Below are 17,878 nucleotides of genomic sequence, written 5' to 3'. Positions count from 1 at the left end.
GATCGTCGGTCAGAAGATCCGGATCTTCATCGAGGTGCCGTCCTGCTCCAGAACCTTGATCTTGACACCGGTCGCGGGGAGCTTGACGCCGTGGTTCGGCAGCTCCTCGTAGAAGTACTTCTTGGTGTCGTCGAACAGGGGCTGCGCAGCCTTACCACGGATGTACTGCGGCTGGCTGTTGAGGCGCAGGGTGAACGAGTCGGCCTTCTTGAGGCTGAACGGCGCGTCGTAGACCTGGATCCGGGCCCGCCACGGAGCACCGGTCAGGTTGTAGATCGGCTCCGGGTGCGCGTCGATGTACAGGTTGCGACCCTCACCGGGGTGACCACCCGGGTTGGACTCGGACGCCGGCGCGGTGTTGTTGTCCGACCAGCGGGTGTTCCAGTACGAGATGAGCAGGCCCTCCTGGTACGCGTAGTGGTCCACCCAGTCCGGGCGGGTGTTCGCGTAGCCGAAGAAGTACGGGCCGGTCTTCAGGTACTTGTCGTACGAGACGTACGACCGGTTGCCGGCGATGTAGAAGTTGTCGAACAGCCGGGTGTAGGTCGCGCCGACCACCTGGAAGTCCTCCAGGGCCCAGCCGGCGTCGGTCTCGGCGCCGTCACTGAACACGGTCTGACCGTCGGCGGTCACGGTGATCGCGTCACCGAAGAAACCACCCTCGGAGACACCACCGTCGGTGACGTAGTGCAGGCGAACCTGCGCCGCCTTGCCGGCGACCGCCGTCAGCGGGATGTTGATGTCGACCCAGGTGCCGTTGCTGCTGCCGGAGAGGGCCGGGCGGCCGGCGCCGTCGACGCCGATCGGCTGGCCGTTGGCGGTGCCGTTCAGGTCGATCCAGGTCTGGCCGCCATCGGTCGACGCCTCGAAGTAGAGGTAGTCGTAGTTGGATTCGATGCTGTACTTGCCCTTGAGTGACAGTGCCGCGGAGGACTTGCCGGTGAGGTCGAACGTCCTCGTCATACTGCTGTCGAGGTTGTCGTCATTACCGGAGAAGTACTGCTTGGAGCCCTCGACGGGTGCGCCGTAGTTGAAGGTGTACTCCCGCTTGGGCAGCACCACCACGACAGCCTGTGCTTCCTTCGAGTTGTACTCCTGTGGACCGAGCTCCACCTTCTTGTCCTGGCCTGCGACGACCACCTCGTAGTCGAGCCAGCCGAGCTGGAACTTGTTCCACGCACCGAGGTCGCCGCCCCGGTCGCCGATGCCGGCGTCGTTCTTGGCACCTAGCCGGCTCTGCGCCATCAGGGTCCAGTGCTCGTTGTTGTTGTCCGCGGGTCCGTAGTCGTCCGGCAGGCCCAGATCGTGGCCGTACTCGTGGTAGAAGACGCTGCGGCCGCCGTTCTCCGGCTGGATCGTGTAGTCGCGGATCCAGATGCCGGTGTTGCCGATCTGGGTGCCACCAGCCCGGTTGTTCGCCGGGCCGACGGGCGAGCTGTTGAAGGCCGACCAGCGGTGGCTCCAGATGGCGTCCTCACCCTGCTGCGGGTCACCGTCGGCCTGGTCGCCGCCGGAGTGGACGATCTGGAAGTGGTCGATGTAGCCGTCGGACTCGTTGAAGTTGCCGTCGTGGTCGAAGTCGAACCGGTCCCACTGGTCGAAGGACTTCATCTCGGTGGCGATCTGCGCGTCGGTCCGGCCCTTGGCCTTCTGGTCGACGACCCACTGGTTGGCGGCGTCGGCGATCAGGTTCCAGGTGTTCGAGCAGACGTTGTCGGCGCAGACGGCCCGGTCGTCCCGCGGGTCGATCGGCTGGCCGGGCAGCGGGTCCGGGATCGGGTCGTCGGAGCGACCGTAACGGGCCTCGTTGTACCGGACCTTTACCCAGTCGGTCACCTCACCCTCGACGCTGTAGCGACCCGAGGACTGCGCCTCGTAGTACTGCTTGAGCGACTCGTCGCCCGGGTTGGTGCCGAAGTAGATCTGGCGGAAGTGCTCCGGGCTGAAGTCCGGCTGCCAGATGGTGGAGTTGTCCACGGCCCGGTTGGGCTCGGGAATCTTGTTGTGCAGCGGCCCCTCGAACGTCGTCGGTCCGGCGATCTCCGGTTCGATGTCCTTGTCGGGGTAGGACGGGTGCCGCTCGTCACCGAACTCGGCAAGGATCACGAAGATCTTGTCGGTCTGCTCACGCTCAAGCTCGACGTACTGATCCTGGGTGGGCGGATCGGTGGCGGCGGAGCGGGCGTTGGCCGTGGTGGTGGCCGCCTTGCCGACCTCGCCGACCTTGACGACCGTGCTGCCGTTGCGCTCGATCGGCTTGCTACGACCGCTCAGCACGTCGCTGAGACCCTGCTCGCGCAGGGCACGGCGCTTGTCCTCGAGCGTGTCGGGGAGCTCATCCTTCAGTGCCTGCGGTTCGGCAGCGGCGGGTGCTGCTACCGGCAGTTTGGGCTGAGGCGCCGCCGAGGCGGACGGGCCGAAAGCCAGGCCTGTCGCCGTCAGTGAGAGCCCGAGCAGACCCACTGCGACTTTGCGCACGTGGTACCTCCGGTGTGAGGGAACCGGCCCCACGGGGGTACGGGCCGGTGGGAGATCGATCCCACGAGTGGGACCAAGGGTGAACATAGTTACTGCTGGGACACCTGGGAAGACGAACGCGTCGATTTGTTGCAAGATTTTGTGGGGAATGCGTTCCGCCGTCACACCCCCAGCGTTTCACCAGCCACATTGACCTGCGGCGGGCTGATCGTGCCGACACGCAACAACATATCTCGATCTATGTGATCGATGTACGACAGTGGGGCCGGAGGCGTCTCCGCCACCGGCCCCACCACACCGCTGTTATCGGTTACCGCTCAGCAGATCGTCACTTCTTCGCCGGCGTGACGAAGATCGTCGCGGACGAGTTGTCCTTCGCGGCCTTCTTGATGGTGAGCGACACGCCGTAGTTCACGCCCGCGTCACCGGGGTTGCCGGTGCCCAGCACGATCGCGCCGCCGCCCAGGGTGACGCCGTAGAACTCCGGCGCCGGGCTGCCGTCCGGGTGGGTGACCCGGGTGGTGTACGGCGCGTTGTTGCGCGACGGAACGACAACCGACGCGTCGTTGTCCCGGGCGTACGCGGCCCCGTCACGCATCTCGATGCCCGGGTACCAGGTCTTGGCATCGGTGAAGGACTTCACCGGCGCCTGCGCCTTGAACTTGGTGCAGTACTCGCTGTACGGCTCGTCCGCCGCCTCCAGGCACTCCGTGAAGGGGTACGTCTTCTGGAGCGTGAAGGCCGCGTTGGCCGACTGCGGGCGGCTGGGCAGGTTGTCCGTCACCGACGGGTCCTTCTCGGCCGCCACGCCGGTACGGCGGTACGGGTCGAAGTGCGAGTCGACGATGAGCAACCCGCCCTTCGCGCCGTAGCTGGGCAGCGCGGTCATCTGCCCGGTGACGTGGTTGACGTCGCCGAGCGCGCTGTCCCGGTACCACACGAGCATGCCCGGCGCGTTGTACGAGATCCGGTCGACCTTCCACGCCTCGTGCGAGTAGATCGTGTCGTACGCGTACTTCAGGCCCTTGTCGAAGCCGTCGAAGTTGCGCCACTCGGCGAGGTAGAACTGCGCGTGGACCTCGGTGCCGCTGGAGACCTTCCAGCCCCCGCCGGTGGTGTCGACGAAGGTGCCGACGGTGGCCGTCCAGCCGTTGGCGCCGCCCTCGACGTCGTCACTCCAGGTGGTGGCGCCGCCGCCGGTGACCGAGAAGTCGTCGACGAACCAGTTGCGCTCCTGGAACGCCTCGTCGGTGGCCTGACGCAGTCGCAGCTGCACGGTCGTCCCGGCGTACGCCGACAGGTCGACGTAGTCGTGCCGCCAGCCGTCGGTGCTGCCGGTCAGGCCGTACTTCTTGCCGCCGAAGTCGGTCATCCGGCCGTTCGGGTCGGCGTAGCCGTCCGGCGTGGTGACCGCCGTGCCGGCCTCGTCGTACACCTTCTGCTCGGTCCAGGTCGTACCGCCGTCGGTGGAGAGCTCGACGAAGCCGTAGTCCCAGTCCTCCTCGATGATGTAGTTGTTCCACATCCAGAACTTCGAGTCGGCTGCCGCCGGCACGTCGACCGAGCGGCTCAGCTTGACGTCGGCCCACTCCTGGTCGTTGTTGCTGTGCCACATCTTGGTGCCGCTGTGCGGGGTGGCCAGCGTCGTCACCTTGTCCGGCAGGTCGACCTTGATGCCGTCCTCGGAGTCGATCGGCGTACGCGAGGTCTGGCCGAGCTTCACCTCACGCGGGTTCGACCCGGGGCGGATGGTCAGCGGGTCGGCCCAGCCGAGCACCCACTTGTCCCAGATGCCCATGTGCGTGGGCAGCGCCTGGAAGATCTCACCCGAGTGCGAGCCCGAGGCCATCAGGTCCCAGAAGTCCACGTCGGAGTCGGCGTTGCCGGACGTGTCGTAGAGGTCCGGCAGGCCCAGGTCGTGGCCGAACTCGTGGGCGAAGACGCCGACGCCGGCGTCCTCCGGCTGCACGATGTAGTTCGACGCCTTCAGGTTGGTGCCCGGGATGGTGTAACCACCGGCGACCGTGGAGGAGTGCGCCCACACGGCGTACACGCCCTGGTCGCCGCCACCGCGGGACTTGCCCTGCCCGGCGTGCACCAGCACGAGGTGGTCGATCACGCCGTCCGGCTCGTAGACGTTGCCGTCACCGTCGCGGTCGGCCTGGTCCTCGATGTCGTAGTCGGCCCACGGGAAGGTCGGGTCCTTCGCGACGAGCGCGTCGATCGCGTCGGTCGCCAGGCGGCCCGCGCCGGCCGGGTTGTCCGGGTGGCCGTTCATCGACTGCTCACGGCCGGGAACCCACGCGCCGGTCTCGTCCTGGAAGCAGCGGTTGGCCGCGTACCAGCCCTCCGAGTGCGGCACGGTGATCCACGGGCTGGACTGCCCGTCCACCGTGTACGCGTTCTTGGACATCTCCAGGTACATGTTGTGCATGGTGCGGCCGGACAGGTCGATGCCCTTCTTGCCGTCCGGGCCCCGCAGGTCCGTGCGGACCCGCTCGGTGATGCCCTTCTTGCTGTAGAGCATCTTGTTGTAGTGCGACGGCGAGAAGTCCGGCACCCACATCGAGTTGTTGTCCTCGTGCGGCAGCCGCGACGGGTCCGGGATCTTGTTGTGCTTCGGGCCGTTCTGCACGGTGCCGGGCACGCAGGTGCGGTCCTCGAACACCGTCTTCGGCACCATCACGTCGGTGAAGTCGTCGTTGGCCTTGTCGTTGAACTCGACAAGCAGCGTCAACAGCTTCGCCGTCTGCGTGGTCGGCGCCTTCTTGAACTTGCGGGGGTTCTGGCCGGTCTTCAGCGACTTGGCCTCGTCCTTGGCCAGCTGCCGCGCGGTCACCGGGTTGCCCCGAGCGTGCTTCTGGTCGAACTCGCGCGCGGACTGCATGGCAGGGGTGTAGACGCCACCCTTGCCCTTCACCTCGCGGCCGGTGGTGTCCGGCTGCACCTCGGGCTCGGCGTAGTTGATGTAGTGCTCATCCGCGCCGATCACCGCCCGGGGCGTCGGGGACGCCGACTGGGCTGCCGCGCTGCCGGTCACGGTCAGTGACGTGGCCGCGAGGGCGATGGCGGGCAGTGCGACGAGTAGTCGTCGCCGCGACCCGGACTGGGTTTTGTGGTTCATGCCGCTCCGTTTCTCGGGCATGGGGAGGAGGACGTGGGGTTGCTCGACCGTCGATGTGACGAGTGTCGAACTCTGCCAACCTGCGTGAACCTAAGTCACAACTGGCCGAAAGGACAGAGGTGGCCCACCGTCTGTGGCCGTTTAGCCGCTATCGGGTCAGCCGACCGACCGATGTGACAGTCGCGCGCCGGTGTGAGTCGTACCCGTAAGAAACGACGGAGGGTGGCGGTCCGCACGGACCGCCACCCTCCGGTGTGTACGCCTGTCGTCAGTCCTCGTCGGACTTGGCCCCGCTCATCCCCGAGGAGATCAACTCCATGACCGAGGAGTCCTGCAACGTGGTCACGTCACCGAGCGACCGGTTCTCCGCGACGTCGCGCAGCAACCGCCGCATGATCTTGCCGGAGCGGGTCTTCGGCAGCTCCGCCACCAGCATGATCTGCCGCGGCTTGGCGATCGGCCCGAGCGTCTTCGACACGTGGTTGCGCAGCTCGGCGATGAGCTGCTCACCGGCGTCGCCGGCGATGTCGGTGCTGCCGCGCGGAATGGCGAACGCGACGATGGCCTGCCCGGTGGTCGGGTCGGTCGCGCCCACCACCGCCGCCTCGGCCACCGACGGGTGCGACACCAGTGCCGACTCCACCTCGGTGGTCGAGATGTTGTGCCCGGACACCAGCATCACGTCGTCGACCCGGCCGAGCAGCCAGATGTGCCCGTCGTCATCCTTCTTGGCACCGTCACCGGCGAAGTACATGCCCTCGAACCGGCTCCAGTAGGTCTCGATGAACCGGTTGTCGTCACCCCAGATGGTGCGCAGCATCGACGGCCACGGCTCGCGCAGCACCAGGTAACCGCCGCCACCGTTCGGCACCGACTGGCCCTGGTCGTCGACCACGTCGGCCACGATGCCCGGCAGCGGGGCCATCGCCGATCCCGGCTTGGTCGCGGTCACCCCCGGCAACGGGGAGATCATGATGGCGCCCGTCTCGGTCTGCCACCAGGTGTCGACGATGGGCAGCGCTCCGCCGCCGATGAACTCCCTGTACCACATCCAGGCCTCAGGGTTGATCGGCTCGCCGACGCTGCCGAGCAGCCGCAGCGACGACAGGTCGTGCCCGGCCGGGATGTCCTCGCCCCACTTCATCATCGTGCGGATCAGCGTCGGAGCGGTGTAGAGGATGCTGACCTTGTACTTCTCCACGATGTCCCAGAACCGGCCCTTGTGCGGGGTGTCCGGGGTGCCCTCGTACATCACCTGCGTGGCGCCGTTCGAGAGCGGGCCGTACACGATGTATGAGTGGCCGGTGACCCAACCGATGTCGGCGGTGCACCAGTAGACGTCCGTCTCCGGCTTGAGGTCGAAGACGGCGTGCGTCGTGTACGACGCCTGGGTCAGGTAGCCGCCGGTGGTGTGCAGGATGCCCTTCGGGCGGGCCGTGGTGCCGCTGGTGTAGAGGATGAACAGCGGGTGCTCGGCGTCGAACGGCTGCGCGGTGTGCTCGGCCGACGCGGTCTCCACCGTCTCGTGCCACCAGTGGTCCCGCTCCGACCAGGCCACGTCCTCGCCGGTACGGCGGACCACCAGCACGTGCTCCACCGACGGGCAGCTCGCCACCGCCTCGTCCACGGTCGGCTTCAGCGCCGACGGCTTCCCCCGCCGGTAGCCGCCGTCCGCGGTGATCACCACCTTGGCGCTGGCGTCCTGGATCCGGTTGCTCAGCGAGTCGGCGGAGAAGCCGCCGAAGACCACACTGTGTGCCGCGCCGATCCGGGCGCAGGCCAGCATCGCGACCGCCGCCTCCGGGATCATCGGCAGGTAGATCGCCACCCGGTCGCCGGCCGTCACACCCAGCTCGGTGAGCGTGTTCGCCGCCCGGCAGGTCAGCTCGTGCAGGTCGGCGTACGTGAGGGTCCGGGTGTCGCCCGGCTCGCCCTCCCAGTGGATGGCGACCTTGTCGCCCCGACCCGCCTCGACGTGCCGGTCCAGGCAGTTGTACGCCACGTTGAGCTGCCCACCGACGAACCACTTCGCGAACGGCGGGTTCGACCAGTCGAGCACCTCGTCCCACTTCTTCGACCAGGCCAGTCGGTCGGCCTGCTTCGCCCAGAAGGCGAGGCGGTCGGTGTCGGCCTCCGCGTACGCGTCGATGGTGACGTTGGCGTGCGCGGCGAGTTCGGCCGGCGGGGGGAACTGGCGCGTCTCGTTCAGCAGATTTGCCAATGCCTCGCTCATGCCGTGACTCCTTCGTCCTCGGGTGACCTGCGTCTCGCTGGGCACGAGGGTAGTCCCGGGTCCTCCGGCCGGCGACCGCTGCCCGCCCCGGTCGCGCCGAGCGGCTCCCGCCGCGCGCCCGACGGCCCGTCGCCACACGAGGCACTTGATCGACACCGGTTTCTTGACGTCGCGGTGTCCAGGCCAGGCGGACACCCCGACTTCAACGAACCCGTGTTGACCTTGCCCGCGGCGGGTGTCGTCCTGACCGGGGCACCGGGGCGGCGGGTGGTCCGGGTCGCGCTACGGCCGGGTGCGCCCCGCCGGGCCGGCCCGGGTCGCTAGCGTGGCGGGGTGACCACCGACCCGCTCGCACCCCTGCTCGCGCTCGCCGACATCGCCGCCGCCGTCGAGCGTGCCCGCGAGCGGTTCGACCAGGCGCTCGGGCATCGCGCGCTGCGCCGGCACGGCGGGCAGGTCGCCGCCGAGGTGAGCCTCCGTTCGGCGGTGGCCAGCGCCGCCCTGGAGGGGGCCGGGCACGAACGCGAGGCGGTCCGCGCCGGCACCGTCACCGATCCCGTGCTCCAGGGGGCGCTGCGGGTCGCCGGGGCACTGCCCGGCCTGAGTGAGCTCTGGCCGAAGGCCCCGCGGCAGGCTCTCGCGAAACTGCACGTGCTCGCCGCCCGGGACATCGTGCCGGAGGCCGAGCTGGGCCGGCCGGTGGCCGACCCCGTGGTCGCCGCCCGGCTGGACGGGCTGGCCGGGCTGGTCGCCGGCGGCAGCACCGTCTCACCGCTGGTGCTCGCCGCCGTGGTCCACGGCGAGTTGCTGAACCTGCGCCCGTTCGCCGGGCCGTCCGGCGTGGTGGCCCGGGGCGCCGCCCGACTGGTGCTGCTCGCCAGCGGCCTCGACCCACGTGGGCTGCTCGCCGTCGACGTCGGTCACCGCGAGCGGGAGCCCGAGTACGTCGGTTCGGCCGGCGCCTTCGCCACCGGCACCCCGGACGGGCTGCGCTCGTGGCTGCGCCACTACCTGGCGGCGGTCGAGGTCGGCGCCGACCAGCTCACCGTCATCGGCGACGAGATCCTCGCCGCCGCCTGAGTGGCGGTCACTCCCGCCGTACCGCGCGGTTGACCTTGGTTTGCAGCGCTCGGCGGGCGATCGGCCCGAGGTCGTCGACGATCTCCAGCAGCAGCGCGAGCTGGTCGAGCGCGGCCAACGCCTGGTCGGCGCCCGCCCGGTCCACCCCCTCGTAGAGCTCCAGCCCGATGAACGCGGCCGACACCGCGCGGGCCAGGCCGGGCACGTCGGCCACCTCGACGAACGGTGACCCGGCGAGCAGCCTGCGCAGGACCGCCTCGATCTCGTCCACCCAGAGCTGGAGCGCCGCAGCCGTCGGCGCGGCCATCCGCTGGTCCGCCTGTGCCCCGGCCAGCATCTGGGCCAGGAAGGTGACGTTGCCGAGCTGGCGTTCCTCGTCGTGCAGCGCCCGCCCGACGGCGAGCAGCTCGCGCAGCGAACCGGCCGAGGCCAACCGTGCCGACCAGTGCTGGACCCGCGCGGCCGTGCTGGTCCGGCAGGCCGCCGCGAGCAGGACGTCGACCGTGCCGAAGTGGTAGAAGACGAGCGCCTGGTTCACCCCGGCGGCGGCGGCGATGGTACGGGCGGAGACGCCGGCGATGCCGTGCTCCCGGATGGCGGCGATGGTGCCGTCGAGGAGGCGCTGTTTGGTGTCGGACATGGCTCTCCTCGGGGCCGGGCCGGGTGCGGCGGTGCGATCATCGCATCGCTGACCAGTCGGCCGAGCCAGGTGGCGAAGCCCGGACCGGTCAGGCGGTCGCGGCGGCGCGGGTCCGGCGATGCCGGCCGTACCAGGCGATACCGATGGCCACACCCACCCCGACACCCAGGGCCGCAGCAGCCACCGGCACGGCGGGCCGTTCCCGCAGGCGGCGACCCAGCGGGATCGGGTGCCGGAACTCCAGCACCGGCCACGCGTTCTCCGCGGCCAGCCTGCGCAGCTGCCGGTCCGGGTTGACCACACTCGGATGACCGACACACTCCAACAGCGGACGATCGCTGTACGAGTCGGAGTAGGCGTACGAGTCGGCCAGGTCGTAACCCCGGGCGGCGGCCAACTCGCCGACCGCCTCGACCTTGCTCGGACCGGCCGCGTAGAACTCGACCTCGCCGCTGTACCGGCCGTCCCGAACCGTCATCCGGGTGGCGATCACGTCGGTGACCCCGAGCAGCTCGCCGATCGGCCGGACCATCTCCTCGCCCGACGCCGACACCAGCACCACGTCCCGCCCGGCGGCCTGGTGCTCCGCGATCAGGACAGCGGCTTCGGCGTACACGTAGGGGTTGATCAGCTCATGCAGCGTCTCCGCGACGATCTGGCGGACCTGCTCCACCTGCCAGCCCTTGCAGAGCGCAGCCAGGTAGTCCCGTGTTCGGGCCATGGTCTGCTCGTCGGTGCCGCCCAGCCGGAACATCAGCTGCGCGTACGCCGACTTGACCACGTCACGCCGGGTGATCAGCCCGTCCCGGTAGAACGGCCGACCGAACGCCAGGGCGCTCGACTTGGCGATGACGGTCTTGTCCAGATCGAAGAAAGCGGCACTTCGGCCCACGGCGCGAAAGTCTAGCCGGATGGTCTATCGTCGGCGGGTGCCCGGGGTCAAGCCACCCCTCAGACCTGCGGGCTGACACCACAAATCCCGCTCTGCGTGATCACGCTCACACTCCGCAAGGAGATTTTCGCACTGAGTGGGGTCGGCACCACTCGACGTGACGGGTCCGCTCAGGCAGACTTGTCCGTACGACGAGCTTTCACATCCCCGAAACAGACAAAGACCCTCAGCGGTTGCACCCCCCGTGGCCGCTGAGTGGTTCGGCTCGACCCCCCCGGAGCCGAACCTTCGACGACCCCCGTCTCCCCCCGACGGGGGTCGTCCCTTTGTGGGGAGCGCTCCCGGCCAGGTGAAGGTGTGTCTCCCGGGTCGGCCGGTCGAGGCGACGGGCGGAAAGTCAGCGAATCGTCAGCGAAGGTCAGCCGGACCCGGTCGGCATGGTCGTCGGGCGTGTGCGTGTACCGATCCAGCGTCGTCGACGCCTTCTCGTGGCCGACCACCCGCTGCACGACGTTGACCGGCACGCCGTCCGTCACCAGCCAGGTGATGTACGAGTGCCGAAGGTCGTGGAAGCGCAGCCCGCCGACCGCCGAGGCTGCCGCGTGCGTCACCGCCGCCGCTTCCGTCGGAAACTCCGCCCGCTGCTCCCGGCCGTCCCCGTCCGGCCAGGCCGCCTGCCATCGGCCCGGCGCCATCTCGGTGACCCGGCCAAGCAACCCGGCCCGCACCAACGGCGGCAGCCACACCCGCCGACGGAAGTTCGACCGCCGCTGCGCCCCTCCGGCCCGGTCCGCGAAGACCAGCGCCTGGCCGTCCGGGGAGGCGGCGCCACGCCGCTGGCGCAGCTCGTCGACAAGGAACGGCGGCATGGGCACCGCCCGCACGCCAGCCCGACTCTTCGGGTACGCCCGCCGCACGACCCCGCCGTGGGTCTCCACGGCCACCTGGGCGACGTGCAACAGCCCTTTGTCAAGGTCGACCGCCTCCCACGGCAGGCCCGCGCACTCACCCCACCGCAGCCCCTCCCCGGCGGCGGCGCAGACGATGCCCCGATGTTCGGCCGGAATGGCGGGGAGCAGCCGGCCGAGGACGCCTCTCGGCTGATCGTGCCCGCGCGAGCCTCACCCGCCCGGTTGTGGGGCACGCGGACCATCGCAGGGGTTGCGTTGACCGCGAGAAGCCGCGCCCGGATTGCCGTCAGCGCCTTCCCCGACAGTTCGACATCCGACCACCGCAGGCCCAGCAGCTCAGCCCGCCGCAGCCCGGTCGCCAGCGCCAGGACGAACAGCGATTGACGCGATCGCCGCCGCTCGGGCGGCCCTTGCTGGCACCGCATCGGGCACGGCGAAGGCACGCACGGGGTGGGCCGGTCGAGGCAATCCGCGCCCTGCGGGTCGCCCGCCGGGTGATGGCCCTCACGGAGGAGATCACCGCCCTCGACCGGCAGGTGGCATCCATCGTCCGGAAAACGGCGCCCCGCACCTCGGCCTTATTCAGTGTCGGCCCTGACGTCGCCGCCCAGTTGCTCGCCACCGCCGGCGACAACCCGACCGGCTGCATTCCGTTGCAGCCCTCGCCCACCTCTGCGGCGTCGCACCCAATCCCCGCCAGCTCCGGGTGCACCGCCACCGCCTCCACGGAGGAGGCGGCCGCAGGGCCAACCACGCCCTGCACACGATCGCGCTCTGCCGCATGCGCTACGACCAGCGCACACGCGCCTACCTCCACCCACGCATCACCGAAGGCCTCAGGAAGCAGGAAATCCTTCGCTGCCTCAAGCGCTACATCGTCCGCGACGTCTATAGCGCCCTACGCGCCGACTTCGCCGCCCTCGCCCCTTGACCTCCAATAGGGGCATTGGAATGGCAGGACGGGGGCGGTTGACCGGCTGCGGGACACCCCTCTTCAGCGGTTGCTACGCGGGCCATCCGCGGGCCACGAGACGGTCCCACTTGAGGGCAAGCCAGGCCGCCGACGGCGTGCTTCCTTCTGCGCTAGGGGGCATTTGCATCCTTCTGCCAACCTGTAGTCGTACGGCGATTTCGACGCCCCTCTCGCCGCCTGTGAAAGTTGGAGGACGACCGTGCAAGGCAACCAGCATCGAGCGATACTTATAAATATCTTTGCATTTGTCCTGGTGTTCACCCTTGTGTTGTTCTTTGCGCCGCCCATAGTGTCATGGTACGTGAGTGACTCAAAACTTGACTGGGTGCAACTGGCCAATGTCGGACAAGCGTATGGATTCAGTGCGACAATTATATCGGCATTGGCTCTGATTGCGATTGCACTATCCCTGAGGATGCAAGTGGTTGAGGCGAGAGCGCAACGGCGCGAGAATCATCGCACCTACCACATGCAATTGCTGACGATGGCCATACAGGACCCGAGCCTGGCTGACTGCGTGCCCTCGAATTTCGATACCAGGCATGAAAAAAAGAAGCTGTATTACATAAACCTGTGGTTTTGGTGGTGGAATTATAACTACAGCTCAGGGTTGATGCCGGAGGAGCAGGTTAGGAGGAGTGTCGCATACTTGGCCAGCAGTGAACTCGGCCGCCATTACCTCGACGCTCACGTAGCGTGGCGCGATTCCACCGTCGACCGGAGTCAACGGGGGTTCTTCAGAATTGTCGATGAAGAACGCTCGAAGATGTCCGACCCTCAACTCCCATTGCCCGAGGAAGAGAAGTAGAACCTTATTCATGCTGTCCCCGCGCAAGACTCGGGTTGCACTTTCGCTGAATAGTCCGCCAAGGTGATTGCTCGGCGCACTCTACGGGCGGTAGGTGGCGAGCTGGGAGCTACCCGTGGGAGCCACCGGACCGGGCTGGACGGACGAGACGGGGCTGATCCGTTGCGGAGGGCTTGAGACCCAGGAGTAGGCGGACGGTGTCGGATAGCCTGGACCTGGTTATGGGTATCTACGGATCAGAGGGTGGCTGTACAGCCAAGCCCCAGTGACGAAGCGGCCGAGATCGAGGGCTGGCGGTACAGCGAGCACGTCAGCGGCAGTGACCGACGTCAGCCGACAGCAGTCATTGATCTTCGCAAAGCAGGGTCGGGAGTGGGTGTGCGCATGCGGACTGCCCTGCCGGCGGCCTCCGGCCGTCCTCGGCCCCCGCAGCGCGTCATTCGAGAGTCAGCAGATCGTCAGCAAGTGCCGTACCGCGTGGCGACTCTCGATCATGCTCAGGCGACCTGACCGGTGCTTCTGGCTGCGCGGTACGGCACTTGATCACACTCGCTACTACGTCAGGTCAATTCCCCCCGACGTGGGTCGTCTCCTTTGTGGGGAGCGCTCCCGGCCAGGTAGAGAGTCACAACCGGCCACGAGGCGCGGCGCGTTGGCTAGCGGCCGCAGGCGTTCTGGGGTCACGGTCGGACGAACGCGGTCCCGCCCAGGCGAGGGCTGGACCGCACCAACAGCAGGCCAGCGCCGAAGACGTGCCTCGGGTTCCAACACGCGCAGCGTCACCTGGACGGGTTCCGACACCACTGGCCCGTCCCACACGCCGAATGGCCGTGGCAGGCCCAGGTGGATCGCGACGATCCCGGCCGCGCCCACTCCCACCAGCGTGAGGACTCGACTGCGCGCGGCCCGATCGGTGCCCATGCTGGCGGCCACGGCCAGCACGGTCGCGAACGTCAGGGTCGTAGATCGTCGTCGCGCCGTTGAGCGCCAAGAGACCGACCGCGACCGTGGGTGCGACCACCGGCCAACGTGGTGCCGACGTCACGTCACCCCAGGTCTGTCGCGGATTCCCACGGAGTTCACCTGCGGAACATACCCAAACCCGCGAGGTCGATGGGGACGGCCGACCCGGTCCCGAACAACGATGACCGCTGTTACGCGCGATCCCGATCCTCTGGCTGCCGCTCGTGGTCGCCGGCGCCGCAGGTGACACATCGTTCGCGGCGGCGAAGGTGGTAGGCGTAGGCCGCGACACCGAGCGCCGCGGCCCACACCGGCCACAGCACGTGGATGCCGACCAACCACGGTTGCGCCCCGAGTTCGCCGAAGAAGATGTCGGTGTTGCTGACCAGACCCAGCCCGGCCGACATGACCAGCGCGGCAACCACCATGGCCGGGACCACCGCCAGGCGCACCGGCACCCGCCTCCCGCCGAGCCGCACGACCCAACGAGGGAACACCTCTCCCCAGTGCTGCACAAGTCCCAGCGTCAACCCCGCCCCCACCACGGCGAAGGTGGCCAGGGCACCGCCACGCCAGCGTCCGTCGGTCTCCAGCAGTTGCCGCATGGCCGTGTCACTGATACCGAGGGGAACGCCGGCCATCCACGCGTACCGGGTAACCGCGAACAGCAACGGCACGGCGACCGCGACGCCGGTCGCCCATCGACCCACGGTGGCCGCATGGAAAGACGATCCGGTACGGGTGTGCGCCCGACCGCACGCGACGCAGGCGCCCCGAGTGGCGCGCTGCCAGCGCACCAGGTGGATGGCCACCAGCAGTCCTACGGACACACTGACGACCTGCCAGGCGATCACCGCGGTCACGATCGAGCGGTAGTCCACGTCCGGCCAACCGAACGGCGCCCCCAGTACGAGCATCGGCACGTAGGCGACCAGGGCCAGGAGCCGAATGTCGGGCACCACGAACAGCATGACGACGACCGCCGCGTACCCCGCCACGAGCACGGCGGCACGAGCGGCACCAGCTGGACGCGCGGTACGTCGCCCCGCCGTCCCGAGCATGATCAGCATCGCGCCCAGCAGGACGCCTGCCAGTAGTGCCGCACCGACTCCCGGTGGAACGGCCCGGATCAGCGACATGTCATCAACCGGATCGTTCGGTCCGAACGGGTAGCCCTTCCCGGTCGCCGCGCAGATGAGCGTCAGCACGGCGAGTCCACCGGTGACGATCACGGCGGCGTAGCCGTACCGGTCCGGGTCCGGACCCGGTCGGGCCGGTTCGCCGCCGTCATCGCGTGCCCTCGGCGAGCGCGGGGTGCTGGTGGCCGGGTCGACGTTCTAGCAGATGCAGGGCGGCGGTGATCGCCAGGGCAGCCCCGGCGAGCAGCGCACCCAACTGGGTGAGCCCGTTCAGGGCGGTGACGTTGTCCGACTCCGGCGCGCCGAGGGCCACCGCCAGGAGGGTGAGCAGCGCGTACCCGAACATCGCGCCCGTGCCGACCCAGGTGAGCGCCAGCCCCACCCGCGCCGCCGTGCGGCCGCCGCCGTACGGCTGGCGCAGCATGAGCAGAACGCCAACCGCGGCGGACGCCGCCATCAGTGCGTTCACCACCTCGCCCGAGCGAGCCGTGTACTCCCACCCCTCCTGGTAGGCACCCAGGAATGCGCCCTCCGCGCCGAACGCCATCACCAGGTGCGCGACCGCGATCGCCGCAGCGGCCGCGCCACCCGCGCGGGCGAGCACCACCTGCAGGCCGCGGGTCGCGCCGACTTCGGCTGCCGACGGACGGTCGAACAGGTACGACCAGCGCGACCGCGCGTACCCGAGGAAGGCGGCAGACAGCAGCACGCCCTGCAACGCGAACGACGTGTAGACGACCACATAGGTCCACGGGGCGACGAGCCCTCCGGAAAGACTCACCTCCCGGCCACCTGTCACCGCGCCGGCCGCCGCTCCGTTGACCACCTCGATTACGGCCGGGGTCAGCAGCCCGGTGCCGACCCAGACCGGTGCCAGCACCAGCCACTCCGGCAGCCGCAGTCCCCAGCGGTGCGTGAACGCGACCGCGACGAGGATCGCCACGACATCCATCGCCGTGGTGACGATGTTCGGTGCGACGAAGTCCGCGCCACGCGCCGGCGAACCCTCCGGCACGCCGACCATCACCCCGCCGATCCACAAGATCTTCAGCAGCAGGTACGGCAGCACAGCGGCGACCACCCCATAGCCGATCACCATTCGGGTTATCCGCGTACGCCGCGAGCGGTCGAGTACCAGCCCTTCCACGCCGGGACCACGCGACACCTCATCGACAGTCATAGGTCGATCGTCCGCGCCGGCGGGGGCGCCACTCCTCCCCAGCAGGGGCCAACACCGTCCCTCCACCGGGGGAGCGTCGACTGTCGACGTCCCGGCCCAGGGTGAGTCAGCAGTCGTCGGCGGCCGGGAGTGGTGACGGACGATCGCCCACGCGCATCACGTTCCCCCGCGGCCTGTTCGCCGAATCATGACGAACATCCACCTTCGACAAAACCGTCATGTGCGGCTAAATCGTACGTAAGGTCTGAATCGGTCTGATGCGTCGCCTTTGCCTGCGGCGTGGCGGCAAGTCACTGCCAAGCAGCTCTGGTGTGTCCGGAGTGGCTCTCTGGAGGGGTCATGAACAACGACCGACGGCTGCAGCGCGTCCTGAAGCATGGCCGCGCCGCGTCAGGGCTGAGTTCTGCCCTGCTGGTAGTCGGGATGACGGGTGGACCCGCAGCCGCAGCGCAACCCGAGGAGGCGACATCCTCTGCTCGGAGCATGCAGATCGGTACGCCCGGTCCGCTCGGCCAGTACGGCAGCTGGCCGTTGGCCTGGTCGAGCGTTCGCCAGGACGGCGACGGACCTGATTCGTCAGACCAGTACCCGGACGCGCCAACTGACTGTGGCCCGCAGGGCTGGCAGGGTCCGTGGGGTGGAAACGACAGGGGCAAGCAGCCCAAGTCGGACTACCCGCACGGCTCGCACGGCGCCAAGGGCGCTCAAGGCCCCCAGGGCGACACCGGCGCTCAAGGCCCCCAGGGTGACGCGGGCGCTCAGGGTGCGCAGGGTGATGCGGGCGTTCGGGGTGCGCAGGGCGACGCGGGCGCACAAGGCTTCCAGGGTTCTCGGGGCGATACCGGCGCTCAAGGTGACGCCGGCGTTCAGGGTGCGCAAGGTACTCAAGGCGCGGAGGGCGACGCGGGCGTTCAGGGCGCTCAAGGAGCGCAGGGAAACGCAGGTGCTCAAGGAGCGCAGGGCGACGCAGGTGCGCGGGGCAGTGCGGGTACGCAGGGAACTCAAGGTTTCCAAGGTGCGCAGGGCGACTCGGGCGCTCAAGGGGCGCAAGGTGGGGCCGGGGTCCAGGGCGCTCAGGGTGCTCAGGGCGAGGCGGGAGTTCAGGGCGCTCAGGGTGCGCAGGGTGTTTTGGGTGCTCAGGGCGCAGCCGGCGTACAGGGCGCGCAGGGTTTCCAGGGTTCGCAGGGTGACACAGGCGCTCAAGGCGAGGCGGGGGTTCAGGGCGCCCAAGGTGCGCAGGGCGCGTCGGGCGTTCAGGGTGAGGCCGGCGTGCAGGGCGCTCAGGGTTTCCAGGGCGCGCGGGGTGACGCTGGTGCTCAAGGCGCACAAGGCGCGACTGGTTCTCAGGGCGATGTCGGTGTTCAGGGTGCTCAAGGTTTTCAAGGCGACGTAGGCGCTCAAGGCGAGGCCGGGGTTCAGGGCGCGGCGGGTGCTCAGGGCGCGCAGGGTGACGCTGG

At 68.8% G+C, this 17,878-nt stretch carries 12 protein-coding genes and 1 pseudogene; 4 read left to right on the top strand and 9 right to left on the bottom strand.

Annotated features, from left to right (window positions below; genetic code table 11):
• Positions 1–9: 9 nt before the first annotated feature.
• The 3 genes from AB0O48_RS05455 to acs form a co-directional block, all read right to left on the bottom strand.
• Positions 10–2,463, bottom strand: coding sequence for an immune inhibitor A domain-containing protein (locus AB0O48_RS05455; protein WP_357572102.1), 2,454 nt, complete (start codon positions 2,461–2,463; stop codon positions 10–12).
• Positions 2,464–2,806: 343 nt separating this feature from the next.
• Positions 2,807–5,602, bottom strand: coding sequence for an immune inhibitor A domain-containing protein (locus tag AB0O48_RS05450; protein WP_357251574.1), 2,796 nt, complete (start codon positions 5,600–5,602; stop codon positions 2,807–2,809).
• A gap of 268 nt (positions 5,603–5,870) precedes the next feature.
• Entirely contained in the window at positions 5,871–7,835 is a 1,965-nt protein-coding gene (gene acs, locus AB0O48_RS05445; protein ID WP_365063140.1) for an acetate--CoA ligase, read from the bottom strand.
• 333 nt (positions 7,836–8,168) lie between these two features.
• Between acs and AB0O48_RS05440 the strand changes: the two genes are divergently transcribed.
• Positions 8,169–8,915, top strand: coding sequence for an oxidoreductase (locus AB0O48_RS05440; RefSeq protein WP_365063138.1), 747 nt, complete (start codon positions 8,169–8,171; stop codon positions 8,913–8,915).
• Positions 8,916–8,922: 7 nt separating this feature from the next.
• Here AB0O48_RS05440 and AB0O48_RS05435 read toward each other — a convergent pair whose 3' ends face one another.
• The 3 genes from AB0O48_RS05435 to AB0O48_RS05425 all read right to left on the bottom strand — a co-directional run bounded on the left by AB0O48_RS05435 (position 8,923) and on the right by AB0O48_RS05425 (position 11,406).
• On the bottom strand, positions 8,923–9,555 hold the full coding sequence (locus AB0O48_RS05435; RefSeq protein ID WP_357251581.1) for a TetR/AcrR family transcriptional regulator: 633 nt from the start codon (positions 9,553–9,555) through the stop codon (positions 8,923–8,925).
• A gap of 88 nt (positions 9,556–9,643) precedes the next feature.
• Entirely contained in the window at positions 9,644–10,447 is an 804-nt protein-coding gene (locus AB0O48_RS05430) for an HAD-IB family hydrolase (protein WP_357251584.1), read from the bottom strand.
• Positions 10,448–10,617: 170 nt separating this feature from the next.
• Positions 10,618–11,406, bottom strand: coding sequence for a tyrosine-type recombinase/integrase (locus tag AB0O48_RS05425; protein ID WP_365063134.1), 789 nt, complete (start codon positions 11,404–11,406; stop codon positions 10,618–10,620).
• Positions 11,407–12,001: 595 nt separating this feature from the next.
• Between AB0O48_RS05425 and AB0O48_RS05420 the strand changes: the two are divergent.
• The 3 genes and pseudogenes from AB0O48_RS05420 to AB0O48_RS05410 all read left to right on the top strand — a co-directional run.
• Positions 12,002–12,112 (top strand): annotated as a pseudogene (locus tag AB0O48_RS05420) (IS110 family transposase); the annotation flags it as partial.
• A 27-nt stretch (positions 12,113–12,139) separates the two neighbouring features.
• Positions 12,140–12,289: a hypothetical protein gene (locus AB0O48_RS05415; RefSeq protein WP_365063131.1), complete on the top strand. Its 150-nt coding sequence runs from the start codon at positions 12,140–12,142 to the stop codon at positions 12,287–12,289.
• Between the two features lie 343 nt (positions 12,290–12,632).
• Positions 12,633–13,139, top strand: coding sequence for a DUF6082 family protein (locus AB0O48_RS05410; protein ID WP_365063128.1), 507 nt, complete (start codon positions 12,633–12,635; stop codon positions 13,137–13,139).
• Between the two features lie 1,154 nt (positions 13,140–14,293).
• Here AB0O48_RS05410 and AB0O48_RS05405 read toward each other — a convergent pair.
• The 3 genes from AB0O48_RS05405 to AB0O48_RS05395 form a co-directional block, all read right to left on the bottom strand.
• Positions 14,294–15,334, bottom strand: coding sequence for a hypothetical protein (locus tag AB0O48_RS05405; RefSeq protein WP_365063125.1), 1,041 nt, complete (start codon positions 15,332–15,334; stop codon positions 14,294–14,296).
• 55 nt (positions 15,335–15,389) lie between these two features.
• On the bottom strand, positions 15,390–16,421 hold the full coding sequence (locus AB0O48_RS05400; protein ID WP_365063122.1) for a hypothetical protein: 1,032 nt from the start codon (positions 16,419–16,421) through the stop codon (positions 15,390–15,392).
• A gap of 576 nt (positions 16,422–16,997) precedes the next feature.
• Positions 16,998–17,878, bottom strand: an 881-nt coding sequence (locus AB0O48_RS05395) for a hypothetical protein (RefSeq protein WP_365063119.1), incomplete at its 5' end; no start/stop codon positions are given.

Source organism: Micromonospora sp. NPDC085948, from assembly GCF_040686315.1.
Taxonomy (GTDB): domain Bacteria; phylum Actinomycetota; class Actinomycetes; order Mycobacteriales; family Micromonosporaceae; genus Micromonospora.
Note: the sequence above shows the minus strand (reverse complement) of the source record. Positions and strands in the feature narration are given on the sequence as shown.

Excerpts from the sequence above, each read along its gene's own strand:
- AB0O48_RS05450 (WP_357251574.1), bottom strand. The coding sequence starts at position 5,602 with ATGAACCACAAAACCCAGTCCGGGTCGCGGCGACGACTACTCGTCGCA.
- acs (WP_365063140.1), bottom strand. The coding sequence starts at position 7,835 with ATGAGCGAGGCATTGGCAAATCTGCTGAACGAGACGCGCCAGTTCCCC.
- AB0O48_RS05415 (WP_365063131.1), top strand. The coding sequence starts at position 12,140 with ATGCGCTACGACCAGCGCACACGCGCCTACCTCCACCCACGCATCACC.
- AB0O48_RS05435 (WP_357251581.1), bottom strand. The coding sequence starts at position 9,555 with ATGTCCGACACCAAACAGCGCCTCCTCGACGGCACCATCGCCGCCATC.
- AB0O48_RS05400 (WP_365063122.1), bottom strand. The coding sequence starts at position 16,421 with ATGACTGTCGATGAGGTGTCGCGTGGTCCCGGCGTGGAAGGGCTGGTA.